Genomic DNA, 18,219 nt, shown 5'->3' with positions numbered 1-18,219 from the left:
TGACCGACTCCGGCTACATCGGGCGAGGCGACACCCAGGCGCTGCACACCATCCTGGACCAGGCGAGCCAGTGGGGCGAGGTCGTGGCGGTGCTGCCCGTCCACGCCGACTGGCTGGGCCCCGGCCTGCCCGCCCTCACCACCGCCATCGCCGCCTACGGCCTGCCCGTCGCCCTGGTCGTCGAGGACGCCGCCCCTCCGGCCGCGCGGACCCCGGGGCTGCCGCTGTTGTCGGCGGGGATCGCGGCGCTGGGGGCGCTGGCGCATGGCGCGCCCTGGGCGGCTGTGGGGGTCCGCGAGGTGCTGCGGCACCTGTACCCCGAGCCGCACCAGGCCCGCGGCGGCTGGCGGAAGGGCGGGGCCAGGAGCGCGCTGGTGCCGGAACTGCTGGAGTTCGTGCCGGTGGAGCGGCTGCCCGAGGGCGTGTGCGGCTGCTCGGTCTGCCACGGCCGTCCGTTGCGGCGCCTGGCCGGGGCCGGGGAGCTGGAGGTCAACACCCACAACGTCACCGTGCTGCACCGGCTGCACGCCCGCCTGCTCCGCTCTACCCACCGGGAACGCTGGTGGGCCGAGCTTCAGCCTGCCAGCAGTGCGTCCACCGTTCCGGACCCAGCACCGTACGGCCGGGCACCTCGCTCGCGCACACCGGCAGCGCCACCGGGCACCGCGGATGGAAGCGGCACCCGTCCGGCGGAGCGATGAGGCTCGGCGGCTCCCCGCGCGCGGCGCGCTTCGGGACGGGCGCGGAGTGGCGGGCGGGGTCGGGCGCGGAGTCGAGGAGGAGCTGGGTGTAGGGGTGGCGGGGCGACTGGGTCAGGGCTTCGCCGGGGCCGCTCTCGATCAGCCGGCCCGCGTACATGACGGTGATGTCCTCGGCGAAGTACCGGGCGCTGGCGATGTCGTGCGTGATGTACAGCAGCGCCAGCCCGCTGTCGGCCGCCAGCGTCTCCAGCAGCCGCAGCACCCCGAGCCTGATCGACACGTCCAGCATGGACACCGGCTCGTCGGCGATCAGCGCGATCGGCCGCACGGCCAGCGCGCGGGCGATGGCGACGCGCTGGCGCTGGCCGCCGGACAGTTCGTGCGGCAGCTTGTCCATGAACTGCTCGACCGGCGTCAGGCTGACCCGTTCCAGCAGCTCGGCGACGAGCTCCTTCTCGTGCGCCGCCGAGCGCGCGTGGCCGTGCAGGCGCAGCGGCCTGGCCAGGTGGTAGCGGACCCGGTGGAAGGGATTGAGGGAGGCGAAGGGGTCCTGGAAGATGAGCTGCACCTGCCGCCGGTACTCGCGGAAGCCGGTCACCTTCCGCCCGTGCAGCAGCACCTCGCCCGACGTCGGCGGGTACACCTGGGCCAGCAGGCGGGCCACGGTGCTCTTGCCGCAGCCGCTCTCGCCGACGAGCGCGGTGGCCGTACCGGATCGGAGGGTGAGGGAGACGTCGTCCACGGCGTGCACGGTGCCGCGGCCGCGGGCGGCCTTGAAGTGTTTGGTGAGGTTGCGGCCTTCGAGCACGATCTCGCTCATCGGACCCCCTTTCCCTCGTTGAGCAGGCAGGAGACCCCGTCGCGCAGGGACGGGGTGATCTCCCGGCAGTCCGGCAGGGCGTGGCGGCAGCGCGGGTGGAAGGCGCAGCCGGGCGGCAGCGCCCGCAGGTCGGGCGGGGTGCCGGGGATGCCGAGCAGTTCCTCGCGCGGACCGTGCAGGCGGGGGAAGGAGCGCAGCAGGCCCAGCGTGTACGGGTGGCGGGGCGTGTCGTGCAGGGCGCGGGCGGTGCCGGTCTCGACGACCCGGCCGGCGTACATGATGGCGATCCGGTCGGAGATCTCCATGAGCAGCGACAGGTCGTGGGTGATGAAGACGACGGCGAAGCCGTACTCCTCGCGCAGGGCGCTGATCTCGTGCAGGATGTCGCGCTGCACCACCACGTCGAGGGCGGTGGTCGGCTCGTCCATGATGATGATCTCGGGGTTGAGCGCGAGCGCGATGGCGATCGCGGCCCGCTGGCGCATGCCGCCGGACAGCTCGTGCGGGTAGCCGCGCCGCCGGTCGGCGCTGATCCCGACACGCTGGAGCAGCTCAACCGACCGCTCTGTGCGCGCTTTCCGGTTCATGGTGGGCCGGTGGATGCGGAGCACGTCCTCGATCTGCGCGCCCACGGTGCTGACCGGGTTGAGCGAGTTCATGGCCGACTGGAAGACGACGGCCAGCTCCGCCCAGCGGAAGGCGCGCAGTTCCTCGCCGCGCAGGCCCAGGACGTCCACGGCGTCGCCGTCGGCGCGGTGGTAGGTCACCGTGCCGCCGGTGATCGCCGCGGGCGGGCGCAGCAGGCGGCCGATCGCGTGGGCGAGCGTGGACTTGCCGCTGCCGCTCTCCCCCGCCAGCCCGAGGATCTCGCCCCGCCGCAGGTCGAGCGAGACGCCGGCGACGGCGTGCACGGCGCCGCTGTTCGACTGGTAGTCGACGCCCAGGTCGCGGATCTCCAGGACGTTCATGCGCGCGCCTTCCGAACCTTGATCGTACGCAGCCGGGGGTTGGCTATCTCGTCCAGGCCGAAGTTGACCAGCGCCAGCCCGGTCCCGATGAGCGCGATGCAGAGCCCCGGTGGCACGAACCACCACCACGCCCCGATGAGCAGCGCCTGCCCGTTCTGCGCGAAGTAGAGCATGCTGCCCCAGCTCACCGTGGACAGGTCCGCCAGGCCGAGGAACGACAGCCCGGCCTCGGCCAGGATCGCGCCCACGACCGTCGCCAGGAAGCTCGTGGCGATCACCGGCAGCAGCACCGGCAGGATCTCGAAGAAGATGACCCGGATCGGGCCCTCGCCGCCGGCCCGTGCCGCCTCGACGAAGTCGCGCCGCCGTACCGACAGGGTCTGGGCGCGCAGGACCCGCGCGCCCCAGGCCCATCCGGTCACGGCGATGACCACCGCGACCGAGGTGACCCCGCGCTGGGGCAGGTACCCGGCGAGCACGATGATCAGCGGCAGCGCCGGGAGCACGAGGAAGATGTTGGTCAGCACCGACAGCACCTCGTCGACGGCGCCGCCGAAGTAGCCGCCGACCAGGCCCACGGCGATGGCGAAGGCGGTGGCGATGACCGCCGACAGCACGCCGACGCCGAGCGAGACGCGCGAGCCGTACACGATCTGCGTGAGGATGTCCTGACCGGTCTGGGTCGTCCCGAGCCAGTGCGCTGACGAGGGGCCCTGCAGGCCCGCGTCGCTGGTCGCGGCCGGGTCGGCCGAGATCAGCAGCGGCCCGGCGAGCGCCATCAGCGCGAAGAAGACGAGGATGCCGGCGCCTATGCGGATCTTCATTGGCGCGTCCTTGGGTCGAGGAGGACGTAGGCCAGGTCGGCCAGGAGGTTCGCGACCAGTACGGCCAGCGAGATCACGAGAAAGATGCCCTGCATGAGCGGGAAGTCCTCGTTCTCCACGCCCTTCAGCAGCATGGAGCCGATGCCCGGATAGGAGAAGACGATCTCCGTCAGGACGGATCCGCCCACCACGAAGCCGAGCGAGAGGGCGAAGCTGGTGATGTTGGGCAGGATCGCGTTGCGCGCGGCGTAGGCCCACATGACGCGGCGGCTGGTCAGCCCCTTGGCCTCGGCCATCACGACGTAGTCCTCGCCGAGCGTGGTGACCATGACGTTGCGCATGCCCAGGATGCGGTCGGCCATCGAGGCGACGACGATCGTGACCGCCGGCAGCGTCGCGTGGTAGGCCACGCTGGCCAGGAAGTCGCCGGTGAAGCCGGGCGTCACCTCCAGCCCGTAGGCGCGCGAGCCCGGGAACCACTGCAGCGTCGAGCCGAAGACGAAGACCAGCACGAGCGCGACCCAGAAGTACGGCACCGCGTGCAGGAAGGTCGCGGCGGGCAGCACCCCGTCCAGCCAGGTGCCGCGCTTCCACGCCATGAGCACGCCGAGCGAGGTGCCGACGACGTAGCTGATCAGCGTGGCCACGCCGACCAGGCCGATCGTCCAGGGCAGGCTGTCGGCGATGACGGTGGAGACCTCGGTGGGAAAGAACGTGATCGAGCGCCCGAGTTCCCCGCGGAAGAGGTTGCCCAGGTAGTCCACGTACTGCGTCCAGAGCCCCGCGTCGCTGATCCCGAACGCCTTCTTCATCGCCTCGACGGCGGCCGGGTCCACGTTGCCCTTGAGCCTGGCCACCAGCAGGTCGACCGGGTCCCCCGGCATCAGCCGGGGGATCAGGAAGTTGAGCGTGACGGCGGCCCAGGCCGTGAGCAGGTAGAACCCGAGCCGCCTGGCCAGGAACCTCACGTGCCCGCTGGCCTCAGGTTGAGCAGCACCACGGCGGCGTCGGGCGAGGTGTACGGCGAGGGCATCGCGTACGGGTCCTGCTCGGAGGGCCAGCCGACGTACTTGCTGGTGCGGAACTGCGCCCAGGCCGGGCTGTAGAACAGCGGCAGCACCGGCTGCTTCTCCACCATGATCGTGCCGAGTCCCTGGGCCGCCTTCTGCTGCGCGGCCAGGTCGTCGGTGGCGGCGTAGTCGTGGATGAGCTTGTCGCTGGCCGCGTCCTTCCAGCGCTGGTAGTTGCCGGTGGCGGAGGTGCCGACGGGCTTGGCCAGCTCGCTGAACAGCAGCGAGCGCATCTGGAAGTACGGCGAGGCCCCGGCCGGCGTGGCTCGGATCGACAGGTCGTAGCTGCCCTTGCCCACCTTGGAGACCCAGTCCTGGAAGGCGACGCCGCGGGTCTCGACGGTGATGCCGACCTTGGCCAGGTCCTCGCGGATGAGCTGGGCGGCGTTGACCCAATCGGTGAACGGCGAGGGCACCAGCAGCTGGAACTTCAGCTGGGCCGGGTCGACGCCCTTGAGCAGTTCCTTGGCCTTCGCGATGTCGACCTTGTAGGCGGCGTCCTTGTAGGCGGGCGGCAGGAACGCCTCGCCGCCGGGGATGGGGATGCCGGTGGGGTGGGCGACCTTGGTGTAGCCGCGCTCGGCCACCTTGACGATCTTGTCGCGGTCGATGGCCAGGCTGATGGCCTGCCGTACCTCGGGCTTGGACAGGACGGGGTGGGTCAGGTTCGGCAGGAGGGCGACCACGCCCTCGGGCGGGAAGTAGTACTTGTTGATCTCGGGCTTGCCCTGGACGTAGATCTTGTCGATGTCGGGGACGAACGCCCCGGCCCAGTCGATCTCGCCCTGCTGCAGCCCGGTCTGGACGGCGTTGGCGGTGTAGGCGGGGAACCTGACGGTGGGGACGACGGGCTTGCCCGGCTGCCAGTAGTCCGGATTTTTCGTCATTTCGTAGAGCTGAGCGGAGAACTTCGCCAGCTTGTACGGCCCGGTGCCCACCGGCTTGGGGTTGGTGAAGGTGACCGCGTTCTCCTTCTCGAACAGGTGCTTCGGCACGATCGCCGTGCTGCCCGAGATGTTGAAGAGCTTGGCGTAGGAGGTCGACTTGAAGTCGAGCTGAACCTTGTCCGGGGCGAGCGCCTTGGCGCCGGCCAGCTCCACGGCGCTCTTGTTGAGCTCCGGGTGCTTGATCATCGTCTCGAAGGTGAAGACCACGTCGTCGGCGGTGAACGGCTTGCCGTCGGTCCACTTCACGCCCTGGCGGAGGGTGAAGGTGAGCGTCTTGCCGTCGTTGCTCCACGCGTGGCTCAGCGCCAGCCACGGCTTGGTCTCGCCCGGTTTGAGCTTGTTGAAGTACTCGAGCGTCTCGTAGATCATCCCGGTGGTGCCGAAGTTGACGCCCTCCAGGTGGAACGGGTTGAAGTTCTCCTGGAAGGTGCCCGAGTCGATCGCGTGCACGACCAGCGGCGGCGCCGCCGCGCCCGGCCCCTTCTGCCCTCCCCCGCCCGAACAACCGGCGAGAACCAATACGACGGCGATGATCGTTAAACGTTTCATCAGAAGGTTCCTCTCACCCGCAGATCGCGGGATCCCACCGGGGCGGCGAACGCCTGCGCCCGGCGAAATCCGGCCGGCGCGCCCCGCACGATCGTGAGCGCCCGGTAGTAGTCGACGTACGGGAAGCCGTAGGTCTCCCCGCGGGCGTAGGCGTAGCCGGTGATCGCCCGCGACCAGATCTCGTAGGCCTCCTCGGCGATCTCGACGAACACGTCGGGGCGGAAGCCCTCGGCGTCCTCCCAGTTGTCGGCGTAGTAGAGCTGCCCGGCCCAGTGCGCGGGCAGGTCGCGCTCCAGCGTCTTCAGCCCGCCGTAGAAGCGGGCGTCCTCGACCACGCGGTGGGTGCGGGCGTGGTCCTTGTGGATCGAGGCGCTCCAGTGGGTGAGGAGCACGTCCGGCTTCAGCTCCCTGATCAGGTCGCCGACGCGCATCTTGACGTCCTCGTCCTCGGGCAGCAGCCCGTCCTCGTAGTCGAGGAACCTGGCCCGCGCGCCGATCGCGGCCGCGAACGCCTGCGCCTCCTCGCGCTTCTGCGCGGCGTAGTCGGGCACGGACATCCGCGGGTGACCGCGCTCGCCGAGCGTGAGGTGCAGGAGCGTCGCCTCGTGCCCCTCAAGGACATGCTGCGCGAGTACGGCTCCCGCCGTCAGATCCATGTCGCCGGCATGCGCGCCGATGGCCAGGATGTTCACGCGCTCCACCTCATGACGTGGAAACGCCTGGTCACCTCGTAGCCCGCCTTGGTGTAGAGCACGCCGGCCGGGCTGGCCTCGCCGGTCCACAGGAACCACGAGGAGTGCAGGCCCTCGGCGCGCTTGGCGGTCATCGTGAGGTGGAGCAGGATCTTGCCGAGGCCGGTGCCGCGTTCGCCCGGGTCGACGCCGAAGGGCCCGAAGCGCTCGGGGATGCCGCGATACGCCGCATAGAGCGCGAAGCCCACCACCTTTTCCCGATATTTCGCGATAATCATGCGTTCGACGGATCTGTGGTGGCGGATCGCCTCGCCCCAGTCGGGGTTGAAGACGTCGGCCGCGAAGCGGATCAGCTCGGGCAGTTCGCCGGCGGTGGGGTGGCGGAAGCCGTACCCCTCGCTCTCGCGCTTCTCGCGCAGGGCGTGCACCTCGGGCGGGGTCGCGTAGCCGACGAGCGTGCGGTCCATCGCGACCGGCGAGTACAGCGTGGTGAAGCCCATCGCGCCGAGCAGCGCGAACGCCCGCGGATAGAGCTCGGCGTCGACGCCGGGCAGGACGTAGTTGGGGGTGTAGGAGGCGAAGTCGACGCGGGTGCGCCCCTGATCGCGCAGGAACGCGAGCGCCTCGCCGAGCAACCGCCGGCCGAGCCCGGAGCCCCGGTGACCGGGGGCCACGAAGAAGAACGGGATCCACCCGGTCTCCGGCTCCAGGTCGGTGCCGGGCGCGAGGGGCGTCCGGCGGCCTACCGCATAGGCGCAGCCCACCACCCGGCCGTCCGCGACGGCGACGCGCAGCCCGTCGGGGTCGAAGTTGGGGTCGAGCAGGACGCAGTCGCGAAACCACGTCGCGGTCGTCGGGTCGGCGGGCAGGCTCTGGTTCCAGCAGTCGATCAGTGAGGGCTCATCCCCCGCGACGAACGCGCGGACTGTGACCGTCATGAACAAGAGCTTTCCGACTGGTAAGCGCTCTGGTCAATAAGTTCGGGAAGAAATTTTCTCTGTGCCCGAACCTCTAGAAACTTTCCTTCGCCTCCGGTAAGTATGGAACGTTGCCCGACTGATTAGGCATGACAACCGACATACGCGGTGCCGAGGCGTCTAGCGTCAGGTGTATGGACCCAGACGAACCTGACATCCTGGGAACCCCCGGCTACGACTTCCGCGCCCACCAGCTCTGGCGCTGGACCGACTCCCCGTGCGACGCCGCGATCCGCGCCGCACTCGACACCGGCCTCACCTCCGCCCGGCTCAGCCTGGACGACTTCTACGTCCTCATCACCTTCGCCCGCCGCTGCACCCTCGCCGCGGCCAGAACCGCCGACCCCACCCACGTGCGGTACGCCTACGCCGCCCTGGCCACCCTCGACCTGAAACGCGTCGACTGGCGCGACGGAACCTGGGCCGCCAACCTCGTCACCTGGGCCGCCCAGCGCCTCGGCCTGGACGCCCCCGCCCTGGCCGCGGCCGCCGCCGAGCACGCCAACCCCGAGACCGGCGAGGTGCTGGTGCGCTCCACGAGCCAGCGCGTAGACATCAGCGCCGACTGGGGTTACGTGCCCTGGCAGACGCCCGGCGGCCTCGTCCTGCTCGGCACCGAGCACGAGCCGTACTCGCCCGACGCCGACCTGGCCGCGGCCGGCATCGCCATGGCCGTCGAGCTGGAGAACGCCGGATACCTGGTCGGCGAGGTCACGGTCGGCAGCGACCTGCCCGCCGTCTGGGTGGACGACCGTGAGAAGCTCACCAAGAAGCTGGCCGGCGTCGCCTATCTGCGCGGGGAGCAGTCGGGCGTCGACGACGGCGTCCTCGTCTTCTTCGCCGAGGCGCGCGGCCCGTCGCGCGCCCGCGCGATCGTGTCGGCCGCGGGCGCCTACGAGCATGCGCTCGCCTTCGCCGAAGGGAAGATCGCCACCATCCTCATCGGCCAGCCCGGTCACGACCTGCCGCTCATCCACTTCGAACCGGCGCTCAGAAGGGCTCTCGAGAGCGCGTGACCTCAGCCCCGGCCGACGAACGGCATCGTGGTCGCCATCACGGTCATGAACTGCACGTTCGCCGCCAACGGCAGCCCCGCCATGTAGAGGACGGCGCTCACCACGTGCTCCACGTCCATGCGCGGCTCGGGCGCCGTCGTCCCGTCCGCCTGCAGCACGCCCTGCGCCATCCTCTCCGTCATCTCGGTGGCGGCGTTGCCGATGTCGATCTGCGAGCACACGATGTCGTACGGCCGGCCGTCCAGCGACAACGCCTTGGTCAGCCCGGTGATCGCATGCTTGGTGGCGGTGTAGGGCGCGCTGAACGGCCGCGGCGCGTGGGCCGAGATCGACCCGTTGTTGATGATCCGCCCGCCCCGCGGGTCCTGCCGCCGCATGATCCCGAACGCCTCCCTGGCACACAGGAAGGAGCCGGTGAGGTTGGTGTCCACCGCGGTACGCCACTGCTCGACGTCGAGCTCGTCCACGGGCACCGGAGGCGTACCCGTGCCGGCGTTGTTGAACAGCAGGTCGACCCGCCCGAACCGCTCACGCACGGCTCCGAACAGCGCCGCCACCGACCCCTCGTCCCGCACGTCGGCGGGAACGACCAGCCACCCGCCCGCGTCCGGTGGGCCCGCGGTCTCCCGCAGCGTCTCCTCCCGCCGCCCCGCGACCGCGACCGCGTAACCGGCCCCGCGCAGTCCTCTGGCGACGGCCCGCCCGATCCCGGACCCCGCCCCGGTGACGACGGCGACCTTGGATGCCTCGACCATGCCCGGCAAACTACCATCATGACCTGGGACGAGTACCTCTACGAGACCCACACTCCCGAGCAGCTGCACGCGTGGGCGAACAGCCTGGCGTACTTCCACTTCTGCCGCGCCTACGGCGGCCACTCCAACGACGGCGACCGCCTGCTGGCCGCTTTGCGCACCGAAGACCCGGCCGGGATCCTGACCGCGCTGGGCCTGCCGGTCAAGCACATCCCGCCCGGCGCCCCGCAGGCCGTACCCGGCCAGGGCTACACCGTCCAGGAGTACGCCAGGTTCCCCAGCCCGATCCCCGGCCACCCCGGCCTGGACCAGCCCGGCTGGGTCACCTTGGCCGGCCACCCGGCCCACGTCTGGGCGACGGCCACCACCCTCACGATCAGCGTCCACGACGCCACCGACATCTATTCGGTCACCGAGTCGGCGGTGACCGCCGCCCGCGCCATGGAAGAGCTCCTCGTCCCGCTGTCCGCCCAGGTCATCGACCCGCCCCAGAACGACCGCAACTGCATCTGCCTCCATCGTTCGACCGCGGGGGAAGTGTCCGGTTCCTAAGCTGCTCATGTGACATTTGGGGAAATGCTGGCCGTGTTCAGTGCCGGTGCCGGGGCGGGAGCCATCAACACCGTCGTCGGCTCCGGGACACTGATCACGTTTCCGGTCCTGCTGGCCACCGGTCTGCCCCCGGTCACCGCCACGGTCTCCAACGCGCTCGGCCTGATCCCCGGCTCGATCAGCGGCGCCATCGGCTACCGCGCGGAGTTGCGCGGGCAACGGCGGCGCATCCTGCGGATGAGCGTGGGCGCGCTGGTGGGCGGCGTCACCGGGGCGGCGCTCCTGCTGGTGCTGCCGGCCGCCGCGTTCGAGACGATCGTGCCCGTTCTGGTGGGCCTCGCGCTCGTACTGATCGTCCTGCAGCCCTGGATCGCCAAGGCGGTACGGCGCCGCCGCGGGCGAAGCGCCGACCCCGACGGCGGCCCGGTGCTGCTGACGGGACTGACGCTGGCCAGCGTGTACGGCGGCTACTTCGCCGCCGCCCAGGGGATCATCTACATGGCCCTGATGGGCATGCTCCTCGACGAGGACATGCGGCGGCTCAACGCCCTCAGGAACGTCCTGGTCGCCGTCGTCAACACCGTGGCCGCGCTCTTCTTCCTCGTCGCCGCCGACTTCGACTGGACCGCGGTGGGGCTGCTGGCGGCGGGTTCCGCGATCGGCGGCCGGGCGGGGTCGGCGCTGGGCCGCCGGCTCAGCCCCGCGGTGCTGCGGACCCTGGTCGCGGCGGTCGGCACCGTGGCGCTGGTCCAGTTGCTGGCACGCGCCTAGTACCTCTGCAGGAACAGCGCCTCGGTGAGAGCCATGCTGGCGATCTCGTCCGGGTCCACGCTCTCGTTGGGCGCGTGCATGAGCGTGAGCGGCTCTTCCACGCCCATGAGGATGATCTCCGCGTCCGGGTAGGTGTCGCGGAAGACGTTGCACAGCGGGATGGATCCGCCCTGGCCGAGGCTGACGGACTCGACCCCGTAGGCGTCCTTCATCGCGCCGCGCAGCGCGGTGTAGGCGGGCCCGCCGGTCTCGGCCAGGAACGGCTGGCCGGACGCCTCCCGCTCCACCGTCACGTGCACGCCCCACGGAGCGGCCGCCTCCAGGTGCGCGATCAGCGCGTCCTGGGCCCGCACCGCGTCCATACCGGGCGGCACCCGCAGGTTGAGCCGGGCCCTGGCGTGCGGCTGGATGGCCGAGGCCGAGCCGACCACGGGCGGGCAGTCGATGCCGAGCACGGTCAGCGCGGGCCGCGCCCACAGCATGTCCGAGACGGTCCCGTCGCCGAGCGGCGTCTCGCCGTTCAGGACGTGCGCGTCGGCGGCGAACTGACCTGCGGGGTACGGCGCGCCGCTCCACGTCTGCGTGTTGTCCAGGCCGTCGACGGTCGTGTTGCCACGGGCGTCGCGCAGCGACGAGAGCATGTGGATGAGCGCCGCCAGCGCGTCGGGGGCGGCGCCGCCGAACATGCCGGAGTGCATCTCGCTGCTGAGCGCCTCGACCGAGACGACCACGTTGGCCAGGCCGCGCAGGCTGACGGTGAGCGCGGGCCGGCCGACGGCGGCGCCGCCGGTGTCGCAGACCAGGATGGCGTCGGCGCGCAGCAGGTCGGCGTTCTTGGGGACGAAGTCCTCCAGCCCGCCGGTCCCCTGCTCCTCCGAGCCCTCGACGATGAGCTTCAGGCCGACCGGCACGTCGTCGCCGAGGGCGCGCAGCGCGGTCAGGTGCATGAGGATGTTGCCCTTGCAGTCGGCTGCGCCCCTGCCGTACCAGCGGCCGTCGCGCTCGGTCAGCTCCCAGACCGGGCTGTTCCAGGCGTCCTCGTCCAGGGGCGGCTGGACGTCGTAGTGGGCGTACAGCAGCACGGTCTTGGCGCCGGGCGGGCCGGGGCGCTCGCCGTACACGGCCTTGCTGCCGTCGGCGGTCTCGACCAGGCGCAGGCCGCCGAACCCGACCTGGGCGAAGGCGTCCAGCACCCACTGGGCGGCCTTCTCGCACTCCTCGGGCGGGAACTGCCGCGCGTCGGCCACCGACCGGAACGCCACCAGCTCGGCCAGATCCTTCTTCGCCCGCGGCATCAGCGCGGCGACGCGCTCACGCAACTCCATCGGATCACCTTTCGAGGTGGAGCCCGGCCAGCGCCTGGGCGAACTGTTCCCGCTTGTCCGGGCAGTACACCTTCACCGCCAGCCCCGCCCCCTCGATCAGGCGCCGCTCGGCGATGATCGGCCGCTGCCCCGGCCCGGCGGCGCCGTTGGTGAGCGCGGCGACCTTGGCGACCGTACCGGCGGGGTCGGCGCACAGCTGACCGCCCTTGGTGCCCAGCGCCTTGGTCAGGACGTCGGGATCGACCGGGCTCAGCCCCGCCGCGACGAGCTGCTCGTTGAGCTGCTTGGCCTTGCTCTGCGCGGTGGCCGTGGCGTTGGCCGTGCGGGTGCCCCACATGATGGCCATGATGATCAGCACCACCACCACGAGCAGACCGGTCGCGGTGTAGGTGATCCACCGGCTGCGCCGCTGCCCGTCGGTGACGCGCGCGTGTGCCCCCATGACGTTCCCCTCACTCGCCCTCTGCGGCGGCCCGCTCGGGGTCACGCCAGGACGGCCTGCTGAGCTTGATGAGCAGGTACGGCACCGCCAGCCCGACCAGGATCAGCCCACCGCCGACGATCAGGACGTAGACCAGCGGGTTCCCGGAGCCGAACTGCGACGGCGGCACGAAGCCGATGATCATCGCGGCGGCCGAGGCCAGGAAGCCGACCACGCAGAGCAGGCCCAGGGCCGGGGCGCGGAAGCCGCGCGGGTGGTCGGGCTGGGTTTTGCGCAGCCGTACCGCCGCCACGAACATCAGCAGATAGACGATCAGGTAGATCTGCGTGGTGATCACCGACAGGATCCAGTAGGCGCTGGAGACGTCCGGGATGAAGGCATACAGCAGCGCGATGACCGTCGTGACGACGCCCTGGGCGACGAGGATGTTCTGCTGGATGCCGTGCTTGTTGAGCTTCTGCAGCGACGGCGGCAGCCAGCCCTCCTCACGGCTGATCATCAGCACGCCCTTGGACGGCCCGGCCAGCCAGGTGAGCATGCCGCCCAGCGACGCCGCGATGATCATCAGCCCGAAGACCGGCGTCAGCCACTGCACGCTGAAGTGGGCGAACATGGTGTCGAACGCCTGCATCACCCCGGCGGTGAGGCTGGTGCTGCCTGCCGGGACCACCCAACTGATCGCCAGCGCGGGCAGAATGAAGATCACCAGCACCAGCCCGGCCGCGAGGAACATCGACCGCGGGAAGTCCCTGGCCGGGTTCTTGAGGCTGGAGACGTGGACCGCGTTCATCTCCATGCCCGAGTACGACAGGAAGTTGTTGACGATCAGCACCAGGCTGGCGATCCCCGCCCACGGCGGCAGGATGTGCGCCGCGTCCATGGGCGCGGCCGACGGGTTGCCCTGGCCGAGGAAGACCATCCCGAGCAGGATCAGCACCGTCCCGGGGACGAGCGTGCCGATCACCAGCCCCGCGCTGGACAACCCGGCCACGGTCTTCGTCCCCTGGCTGGAGACCCAGACGCCCGCCCAGTAGACGACCACGATCACGATCGCCGTGTAGAGCCCGCTACCGGCCAGTTCGGGGTTGATGACGTACGCGAAGGTGCTGGCCACGAAGGCGAGCAGCGTCGGATAGTAGAAGATCGTCATCGCGAACTGGCACCACACGGCCAGGAACCCCAGGGGCTTCGACAGTCCCTGGCTGACCCAGTTGTAGACCCCGCCGGTCCAGCCGGAGGCGAGCTCGGCCGAGACCATGGCCGTGGGCAGCAGGAACACGATCGCAGGGACCACGTAGAGAAAGATCGCCGCCAGGCCGTACACGGCCATGCTGGGCGCGGAGCGCAGGCTGGCGACCGAGCTCGTGATCATGAACGCCAGCGCGACCCACGAGATCCACGCGGTGGCGGGCTTGGCCGCTACCGCCGCCTTCGGCACCGCTCCCGAATCCCCCGGAACATCGACAGAGCTCATTCGACTACCCCCCACCGTGACATAGCCATCACAATGGGTAATCAAACGCCTACGGGCTCCGCGGCGCGTCGAACAGAGCGCGTTCGCCTGGATAGGGTACCTCGAACTGGCCGGCCCACTGCCCGATCATGGCCCGGGTGATCACGACGGTGCCCGGCGTTCCCGCGCCGTTGCGAACCTCCAGGCGCCGCCACAGCTCGTCGAGCGGCACGTCCAGATACCGCAGTTCGACCGCGGCCCCGATCGCGCGGGCCCGAAGCCGCACCTCGTCCCTTTCCTCGCGAGCCCAGAACCCGAACTCCAGGATCACCGTCTGGCCCAAGCTCAGCAGGTCATACGCGTGCTCCCGGAAAAGGCCCTCAAGACGCTCCCGGGCGCCCTCGTCATAAAGATCGACGCCCAGCTTCGCCAGCCATTCATCCGGACACAGGCGAACCGCGGGCAGTTCGGCGGCCAGCCGCCTGGCGAGCGTCGTCTTTCCCGAACCCGGCAGCCCGCACAACACGATCAGCAGCGCTTTCGCCTCTCCTCCCGGCATCGAAGCCCGCATCGAACCCCGCATCGAATCAGAAGAGGGACAGGTTGGGCAGAAGCTTGCGCGCCGCGTCGATCAGCCGTTCCGCCGCGGCGGTCGCCGCCTCGGCCTCGTCCTGTCCTACGTCGTCGCCGGGCCGTACCGGATATTCGATCTCGTTGCGGCGGCGCCGCAGCGCGCCGAAGTCCCTGAAGGCGTGGCCGAACTGGGCCCGCAGCACTTCCTCCACCACGTAGTGCCCGCCCGCGGTGGTGGGCCGGAGGCCCTGGTGCGCCAGCACGGCCGTGCAGGCGTGCCGGGCCGCGTCATAGGAGAGGATGAAGGCGCTGTCGGGGTCGTCGCCGATCCCGTGGGCCGTTCTCAGGGTGCGCCGGGCGCGTTCCACCCATTCGGTGCCGTCCGCGGCCGAACCCGTGACCTTCTGAAGCCGCCCCTCCGCGAGAAGCCGCTCCACCACCGCCTCCCCTTGGCTCCAGCGCATCACTCCGGCTCCCGAACCCAGACCAGCGGCGAAGCCCGTACCTGGTCGACCAGCGGATCAGCGGCCTTCGCCCAGCGTTCACGGGTCATGAGAACCGGATTGACCGCAATCCCCAGCCCGCCCTCCACCCGCTCGGCGGCCTCATAAACATCAGCCCGGGAAGGCCCGCCCACGACCAGGACATCGATGTCGTTCGGCGGCGGACCCGGCTCACCGAGATACCGGCTCGCCCAGGACCCGAAGATGGCCACCGCGTCCACGCCCGGAAGCCCGGCGAATTCCCGCTCGACGAGAAGGTGCGGCCCGAACGCCAGCGTCAGGAGCTCGGTGAGCGGCCGGGCATAGCGGCCCGGCACCATGGCCCGAATGAGATGCGCGCGCCCGACCTTGCGGCCACGGAGCAGTTCGGCCTCCAGCAGCCGCCCCACTTCCCGCTGCATCGTGGTCAGCGGAACCCCGACCTTCTCGGCGAGCTCGGTGACCGTGAACTCGCGGTCGGGGTGAAGGTAGAGCAGGGTGAGCAGCTCCGCCTGATGCCGCGACCGGAAGATCGGCAGTAGAGGAGGCGACTCACTACGCATAGATGAAAGTTATCACCCATCTATGCGTAGTGTCACCCAGCTCGGCCACGACGGATGCGAAGCTCGCCTCGGCGCAGACCTAATCCGCGACCGGCACACCCGGGCCGACGCGGCATGTTCCGCAGTCACCATCATCGCGTCACCGTCCACCTCTTCGATGTCCCCCGCCACGGATGGCGCCGGGATCGCAGTCAGCTCGGACACCCCCGAGGGGCGACGAACCTGACAGGCAAGACACGGCTTCAGATAACCCGATCACCGCCGAGTGCGAAAGTCCCGGCCCCGGGCGAACGAATTCCTCACCAGATCAGCGCCCGATTCAGTCTCGCTCCACGTCAGGACCTCATGATTCTGCTGTCATTTGGGCGGACTCGAACGACGCGCTGTTCGCGGGGCTGAGCCAGGTCTGCAGGCCGTCCAGGAACAGGTCGAGCCGGCGGTCGAAGTCCGCCTCGCTGGTGCCGTGCGGGTTCCTTCCGTGCTGGATGGCGTACAGCTTGGAAAGGCGCGGGTACGGCTGCGCCGCCTTCTCGGCCGCCGGCCATACCTGCTCGACCAGGTCGCGCTCGGACTGCCCGCTGCGGGCCAGCATCGTCAGGTACGCGGCTTCGCTGATCGCCGACCCGAGCACGTAGGCGATCAGCGTGTTGAGCGCGTGGTCGGCCTGCTCCAGGGTGAAGCCGCCGCGTTCGAACAGGGTGAGGATGTCCTCCGAGGCGCGCATCATGTTCGGGCCAAGGAAGACCAGGCCCGCCTCGCCGATCACCGAGCCGAACCACGGATGCCGCAAGATCACCGAGCGCAGGCTGCGCGCGGTGCGGACGGCGCCGCCCCGCCAATCGGCCGACTCCCCGGCTACCTCGATCTCGCCGTAGATCTGGTCCACGATCAGCTCGAGGAGTTCGTCCTTGCTGCTCACGTGGTAGTAGAGCGCCGGGGCGACCGCGCCGAGCCGGCTGCCGAGCCGCCGCATCGTCAGCGCGTCGATGCCCTCCTCGTCGAGCAGCCGGATCGCCTCGGACACGATCTGCTCGCGGCTCAGCTCGGGCCGTGCCCGCTTCGTGCGGGCCGGGCGGGTCCACACCGAGGCGAGCGCCTGCTCATCGCCTGACATACGACCTCCTTCGTCACGGCTCAGCATAGCCCCCTGTTTGAACAACGTCAGATCTCGTGTACGTTGTTACCGATTTTAACAGCGTTAAAAGCTTCATACGACGTTCAAAAGGAGGTGGAGGGAATGGAACGCCATCCCCGACGCTGGCTGATCTTGACGGTGCTATGCCTGTGCACGCTGGTCCTGGTCGTCGACAATGGGGTGCTGACGGTGGCGATCCCGTCACTCACCCGCGACCTCGGCGCCACCGCTCAGGACATCCAATGGATCACCGCGTCCTACATCCTGGTCTTCGCCGGACTGCTGCTGACCGCCGGCAGCCTGTCCGACCGCTACGGCCGGCGCCGCGTCATGATCATCGGACTGGTGGTCTTCGGAGCCGCCTCGGCGCTGGCCACCTACGCGGCGAGTCCCGGCCAGCTGATCATCGGCCGGATCCTGATGGGCCTCGGCGGCGCGCTGGTCATGCCCAGCACGCTGTCGATCCTCATCACCGTCTTCGACGACGACGAGCGGCGCAGGGCGACCTCCCTCTGGAGCTCGGCCCTGATGCTCGGCGTGATCGGCGGACCGGTGCTGGGCGGTGTGCTGATCTCCACGTTCTGGTGGGGGTCGGTGTTCCTGATCAACGTCCCGATCGCCGTCGTGGCGATCATCGCGGCGCTGGCGTGGATGCCGGAGTCCAAGGCCCCCGCGCGCAAGGCCGACCCGCCCGGCGTGGTCCTGTCGGCGCTCGGGATGAGCGCGCTCGTCTGGGCGATCATCGAGCTTCCCCGGTACGGCTTCGCCCATCCGCTCGTCCTCACCGCGTTCGGGGCGGGCACGGTGGCCATGGCCGCGTTCGTGCTCTGGCAGGCACGCGCGCCGTACCCGATGGTGCCTCTCGCGCTCTTTCGCGACCGCAACTTCACCGGCGGCAGCCTGGCCCTGGTCCTGGTCCAGGTGGGCACCTCGGGACTGCTGCTGGCGCTACCGCAGTACCTGCAGTTCGTCCTCGGCTACACACCGGCCCAGGCCGGCCTGGCGATCGCTCCCATGGCGCTGGCCACCATCGCCGCCAACGCCGTCGGCGGCGCGCTCGGCAACCGGATCGGCAACCGGCCCCTGGCCGTCATCGGGATCGCGGTGCTGGCCGCCGGCTTCGCCTTCCTGGCCATCACCTCGCCCGGCGACGGCTACGGGAGCGTGGTCACGGCCCTGGTCCTGTTCGGCGTGGGAACCGGGCTGGCTCAGCCGGCGGCCGTGGCGGCGCTGATGGGCGCGGTACCGCACGAGCACGCCGGCGTCGGATCGGCGCTCAACGACACCATGCAGCAGGCCGGCGGCGCACTCGGCGTGGCCGTGCTGGGGAGCGTGCTGGCCTCGGCGTTCACCGCGGCCATGCCCGCCACCGCCACCGAGCACGCGCGGCGCTCGATCAGCGACGCACTCGGCGTGGCCGCCCGCGCCACCGACGCCGCCCTGGCCGAGACCGCCAGAACCGCGTTCACCACCGCGATGTCCATCACCTCCATCGCCGGAGGCGTCCTCGCGGTGGCCGGAGCCGCCCTGGCCTTCCTGCTCATCCGCGACCGCAAGGGCCTGCGGGCCGCGCCGGACATCGTCGCCGGCACCCGTCACTGAAG

19 protein-coding genes are annotated in these 18,219 nt (G+C 70.3%); 4 read left to right on the top strand and 15 right to left on the bottom strand.

Annotated features, from left to right (window positions below):
• Positions 1-543: 543 nt before the first annotated feature.
• From ACFWYW_RS30930 to ACFWYW_RS30900, 7 genes are read right to left on the bottom strand one after another with little or no spacing between them, the layout of a single operon-like run.
• On the bottom strand, positions 544-1,521 hold the full coding sequence (locus ACFWYW_RS30930; protein ID WP_379619251.1) for an ABC transporter ATP-binding protein: 978 nt from the start codon (positions 1,519-1,521) through the stop codon (positions 544-546).
• Entirely contained in the window at positions 1,518-2,489 is a 972-nt protein-coding gene (locus tag ACFWYW_RS30925; protein WP_379619249.1) for an ABC transporter ATP-binding protein, read from the bottom strand. Before ACFWYW_RS30925 ends, ACFWYW_RS30930 begins: the two co-directional genes overlap by 4 nt.
• Complete coding sequence (locus tag ACFWYW_RS30920) at positions 2,486-3,313, bottom strand: ABC transporter permease (protein ID WP_379619247.1); 828 nt, start codon at positions 3,311-3,313, stop codon at positions 2,486-2,488. The genes ACFWYW_RS30925 and ACFWYW_RS30920 overlap by 4 nt, the downstream gene beginning before the upstream one ends.
• Complete coding sequence (locus ACFWYW_RS30915) at positions 3,310-4,281, bottom strand: ABC transporter permease (RefSeq protein ID WP_379619245.1); 972 nt, start codon at positions 4,279-4,281, stop codon at positions 3,310-3,312. The genes ACFWYW_RS30920 and ACFWYW_RS30915 overlap by 4 nt, the downstream gene beginning before the upstream one ends.
• Positions 4,278-5,879 (bottom strand): ABC transporter substrate-binding protein, encoded by a 1,602-nt coding sequence (locus ACFWYW_RS30910; protein WP_379619243.1) that lies wholly within the window; start codon positions 5,877-5,879, stop codon positions 4,278-4,280. The genes ACFWYW_RS30915 and ACFWYW_RS30910 overlap by 4 nt, the downstream gene beginning before the upstream one ends.
• Complete coding sequence (locus ACFWYW_RS30905) at positions 5,879-6,571, bottom strand: PIG-L deacetylase family protein (protein WP_379619241.1); 693 nt, start codon at positions 6,569-6,571, stop codon at positions 5,879-5,881. The genes ACFWYW_RS30910 and ACFWYW_RS30905 overlap by 1 nt, the downstream gene beginning before the upstream one ends.
• On the bottom strand, positions 6,568-7,509 hold the full coding sequence (locus tag ACFWYW_RS30900; RefSeq protein ID WP_379619239.1) for a GNAT family N-acetyltransferase: 942 nt from the start codon (positions 7,507-7,509) through the stop codon (positions 6,568-6,570). The genes ACFWYW_RS30905 and ACFWYW_RS30900 overlap by 4 nt, the downstream gene beginning before the upstream one ends.
• A gap of 173 nt (positions 7,510-7,682) precedes the next feature.
• On the opposite strand from ACFWYW_RS30900, the gene ACFWYW_RS30895 reads away from it, so the two are divergent.
• A complete protein-coding gene (locus tag ACFWYW_RS30895; protein WP_379619237.1) occupies positions 7,683-8,564 on the top strand; it encodes a hypothetical protein in 882 nt (293 codons plus the stop codon).
• A gap of 2 nt (positions 8,565-8,566) precedes the next feature.
• Here ACFWYW_RS30895 and ACFWYW_RS30890 read toward each other — a convergent pair whose 3' ends face one another.
• Positions 8,567-9,319, bottom strand: coding sequence for an SDR family oxidoreductase (locus tag ACFWYW_RS30890; protein WP_379619235.1), 753 nt, complete (start codon positions 9,317-9,319; stop codon positions 8,567-8,569).
• A gap of 18 nt (positions 9,320-9,337) precedes the next feature.
• Between ACFWYW_RS30890 and ACFWYW_RS30885 the strand changes: the two genes are divergently transcribed.
• Both ACFWYW_RS30885 and ACFWYW_RS30880 read left to right on the top strand, forming a co-directional pair.
• Complete coding sequence (locus ACFWYW_RS30885; protein WP_379619233.1) at positions 9,338-9,871, top strand: hypothetical protein; 534 nt, start codon at positions 9,338-9,340, stop codon at positions 9,869-9,871.
• 9 nt (positions 9,872-9,880) lie between these two features.
• Entirely contained in the window at positions 9,881-10,642 is a 762-nt protein-coding gene (locus ACFWYW_RS30880) for a sulfite exporter TauE/SafE family protein (RefSeq protein ID WP_379619231.1), read from the top strand.
• On the opposite strand, the gene ACFWYW_RS30875 is transcribed toward ACFWYW_RS30880, so the two are convergent.
• From ACFWYW_RS30875 to ACFWYW_RS30845, 7 genes are all read right to left on the bottom strand, one after another.
• A complete protein-coding gene (locus tag ACFWYW_RS30875; protein WP_379619229.1) occupies positions 10,639-11,967 on the bottom strand; it encodes a dipeptidase in 1,329 nt (442 codons plus the stop codon). The two genes, ACFWYW_RS30880 and ACFWYW_RS30875, sit on opposite strands and share 4 nt — an antisense overlap.
• 4 nt (positions 11,968-11,971) lie before the next feature.
• Positions 11,972-12,409 carry a hypothetical protein gene (locus ACFWYW_RS30870; RefSeq protein WP_379619227.1) on the bottom strand — a complete coding sequence of 146 codons (438 nt, stop codon included), beginning with the start codon at positions 12,407-12,409 and terminating at the stop codon, positions 11,972-11,974.
• A gap of 10 nt (positions 12,410-12,419) precedes the next feature.
• The gene (locus ACFWYW_RS30865) at positions 12,420-13,883 is read right to left on the bottom strand and encodes an APC family permease (RefSeq protein ID WP_379619225.1); all 1,464 of its coding nucleotides are present in this window, start codon (positions 13,881-13,883) and stop codon (positions 12,420-12,422) included.
• A 49-nt stretch (positions 13,884-13,932) separates the two neighbouring features.
• A complete protein-coding gene (locus ACFWYW_RS30860; protein ID WP_379619223.1) occupies positions 13,933-14,421 on the bottom strand; it encodes an AAA family ATPase in 489 nt (162 codons plus the stop codon).
• Between the two features lie 28 nt (positions 14,422-14,449).
• Positions 14,450-14,899 carry a HEPN domain-containing protein gene (locus tag ACFWYW_RS30855; protein ID WP_379619221.1) on the bottom strand — a complete coding sequence of 150 codons (450 nt, stop codon included), beginning with the start codon at positions 14,897-14,899 and terminating at the stop codon, positions 14,450-14,452.
• Positions 14,899-15,480 carry a helix-turn-helix domain-containing protein gene (locus tag ACFWYW_RS30850; protein WP_379619219.1) on the bottom strand — a complete coding sequence of 194 codons (582 nt, stop codon included), beginning with the start codon at positions 15,478-15,480 and terminating at the stop codon, positions 14,899-14,901. Before ACFWYW_RS30850 ends, ACFWYW_RS30855 begins: the two co-directional genes overlap by 1 nt.
• Before the next feature lie 343 nt (positions 15,481-15,823).
• Positions 15,824-16,594, bottom strand: coding sequence for a TetR/AcrR family transcriptional regulator C-terminal domain-containing protein (locus ACFWYW_RS30845; RefSeq protein WP_379619217.1), 771 nt, complete (start codon positions 16,592-16,594; stop codon positions 15,824-15,826).
• A 123-nt stretch (positions 16,595-16,717) separates the two neighbouring features.
• Between ACFWYW_RS30845 and ACFWYW_RS30840 the strand changes: the two genes are divergently transcribed.
• On the top strand, positions 16,718-18,217 hold the full coding sequence (locus ACFWYW_RS30840) for an MFS transporter (protein WP_379619215.1): 1,500 nt from the start codon (positions 16,718-16,720) through the stop codon (positions 18,215-18,217).
• Positions 18,218-18,219 lie beyond the last annotated feature (2 nt).

The sequence above is a fragment of the Nonomuraea sp. NPDC059023 genome, assembly GCF_042740095.1.
In the GTDB taxonomy this organism is placed as follows: Bacteria; Actinomycetota; Actinomycetes; order Streptosporangiales; family Streptosporangiaceae; genus Nonomuraea.
Note: the sequence above shows the minus strand (reverse complement) of the source record. Positions and strands in the feature narration are given on the sequence as shown.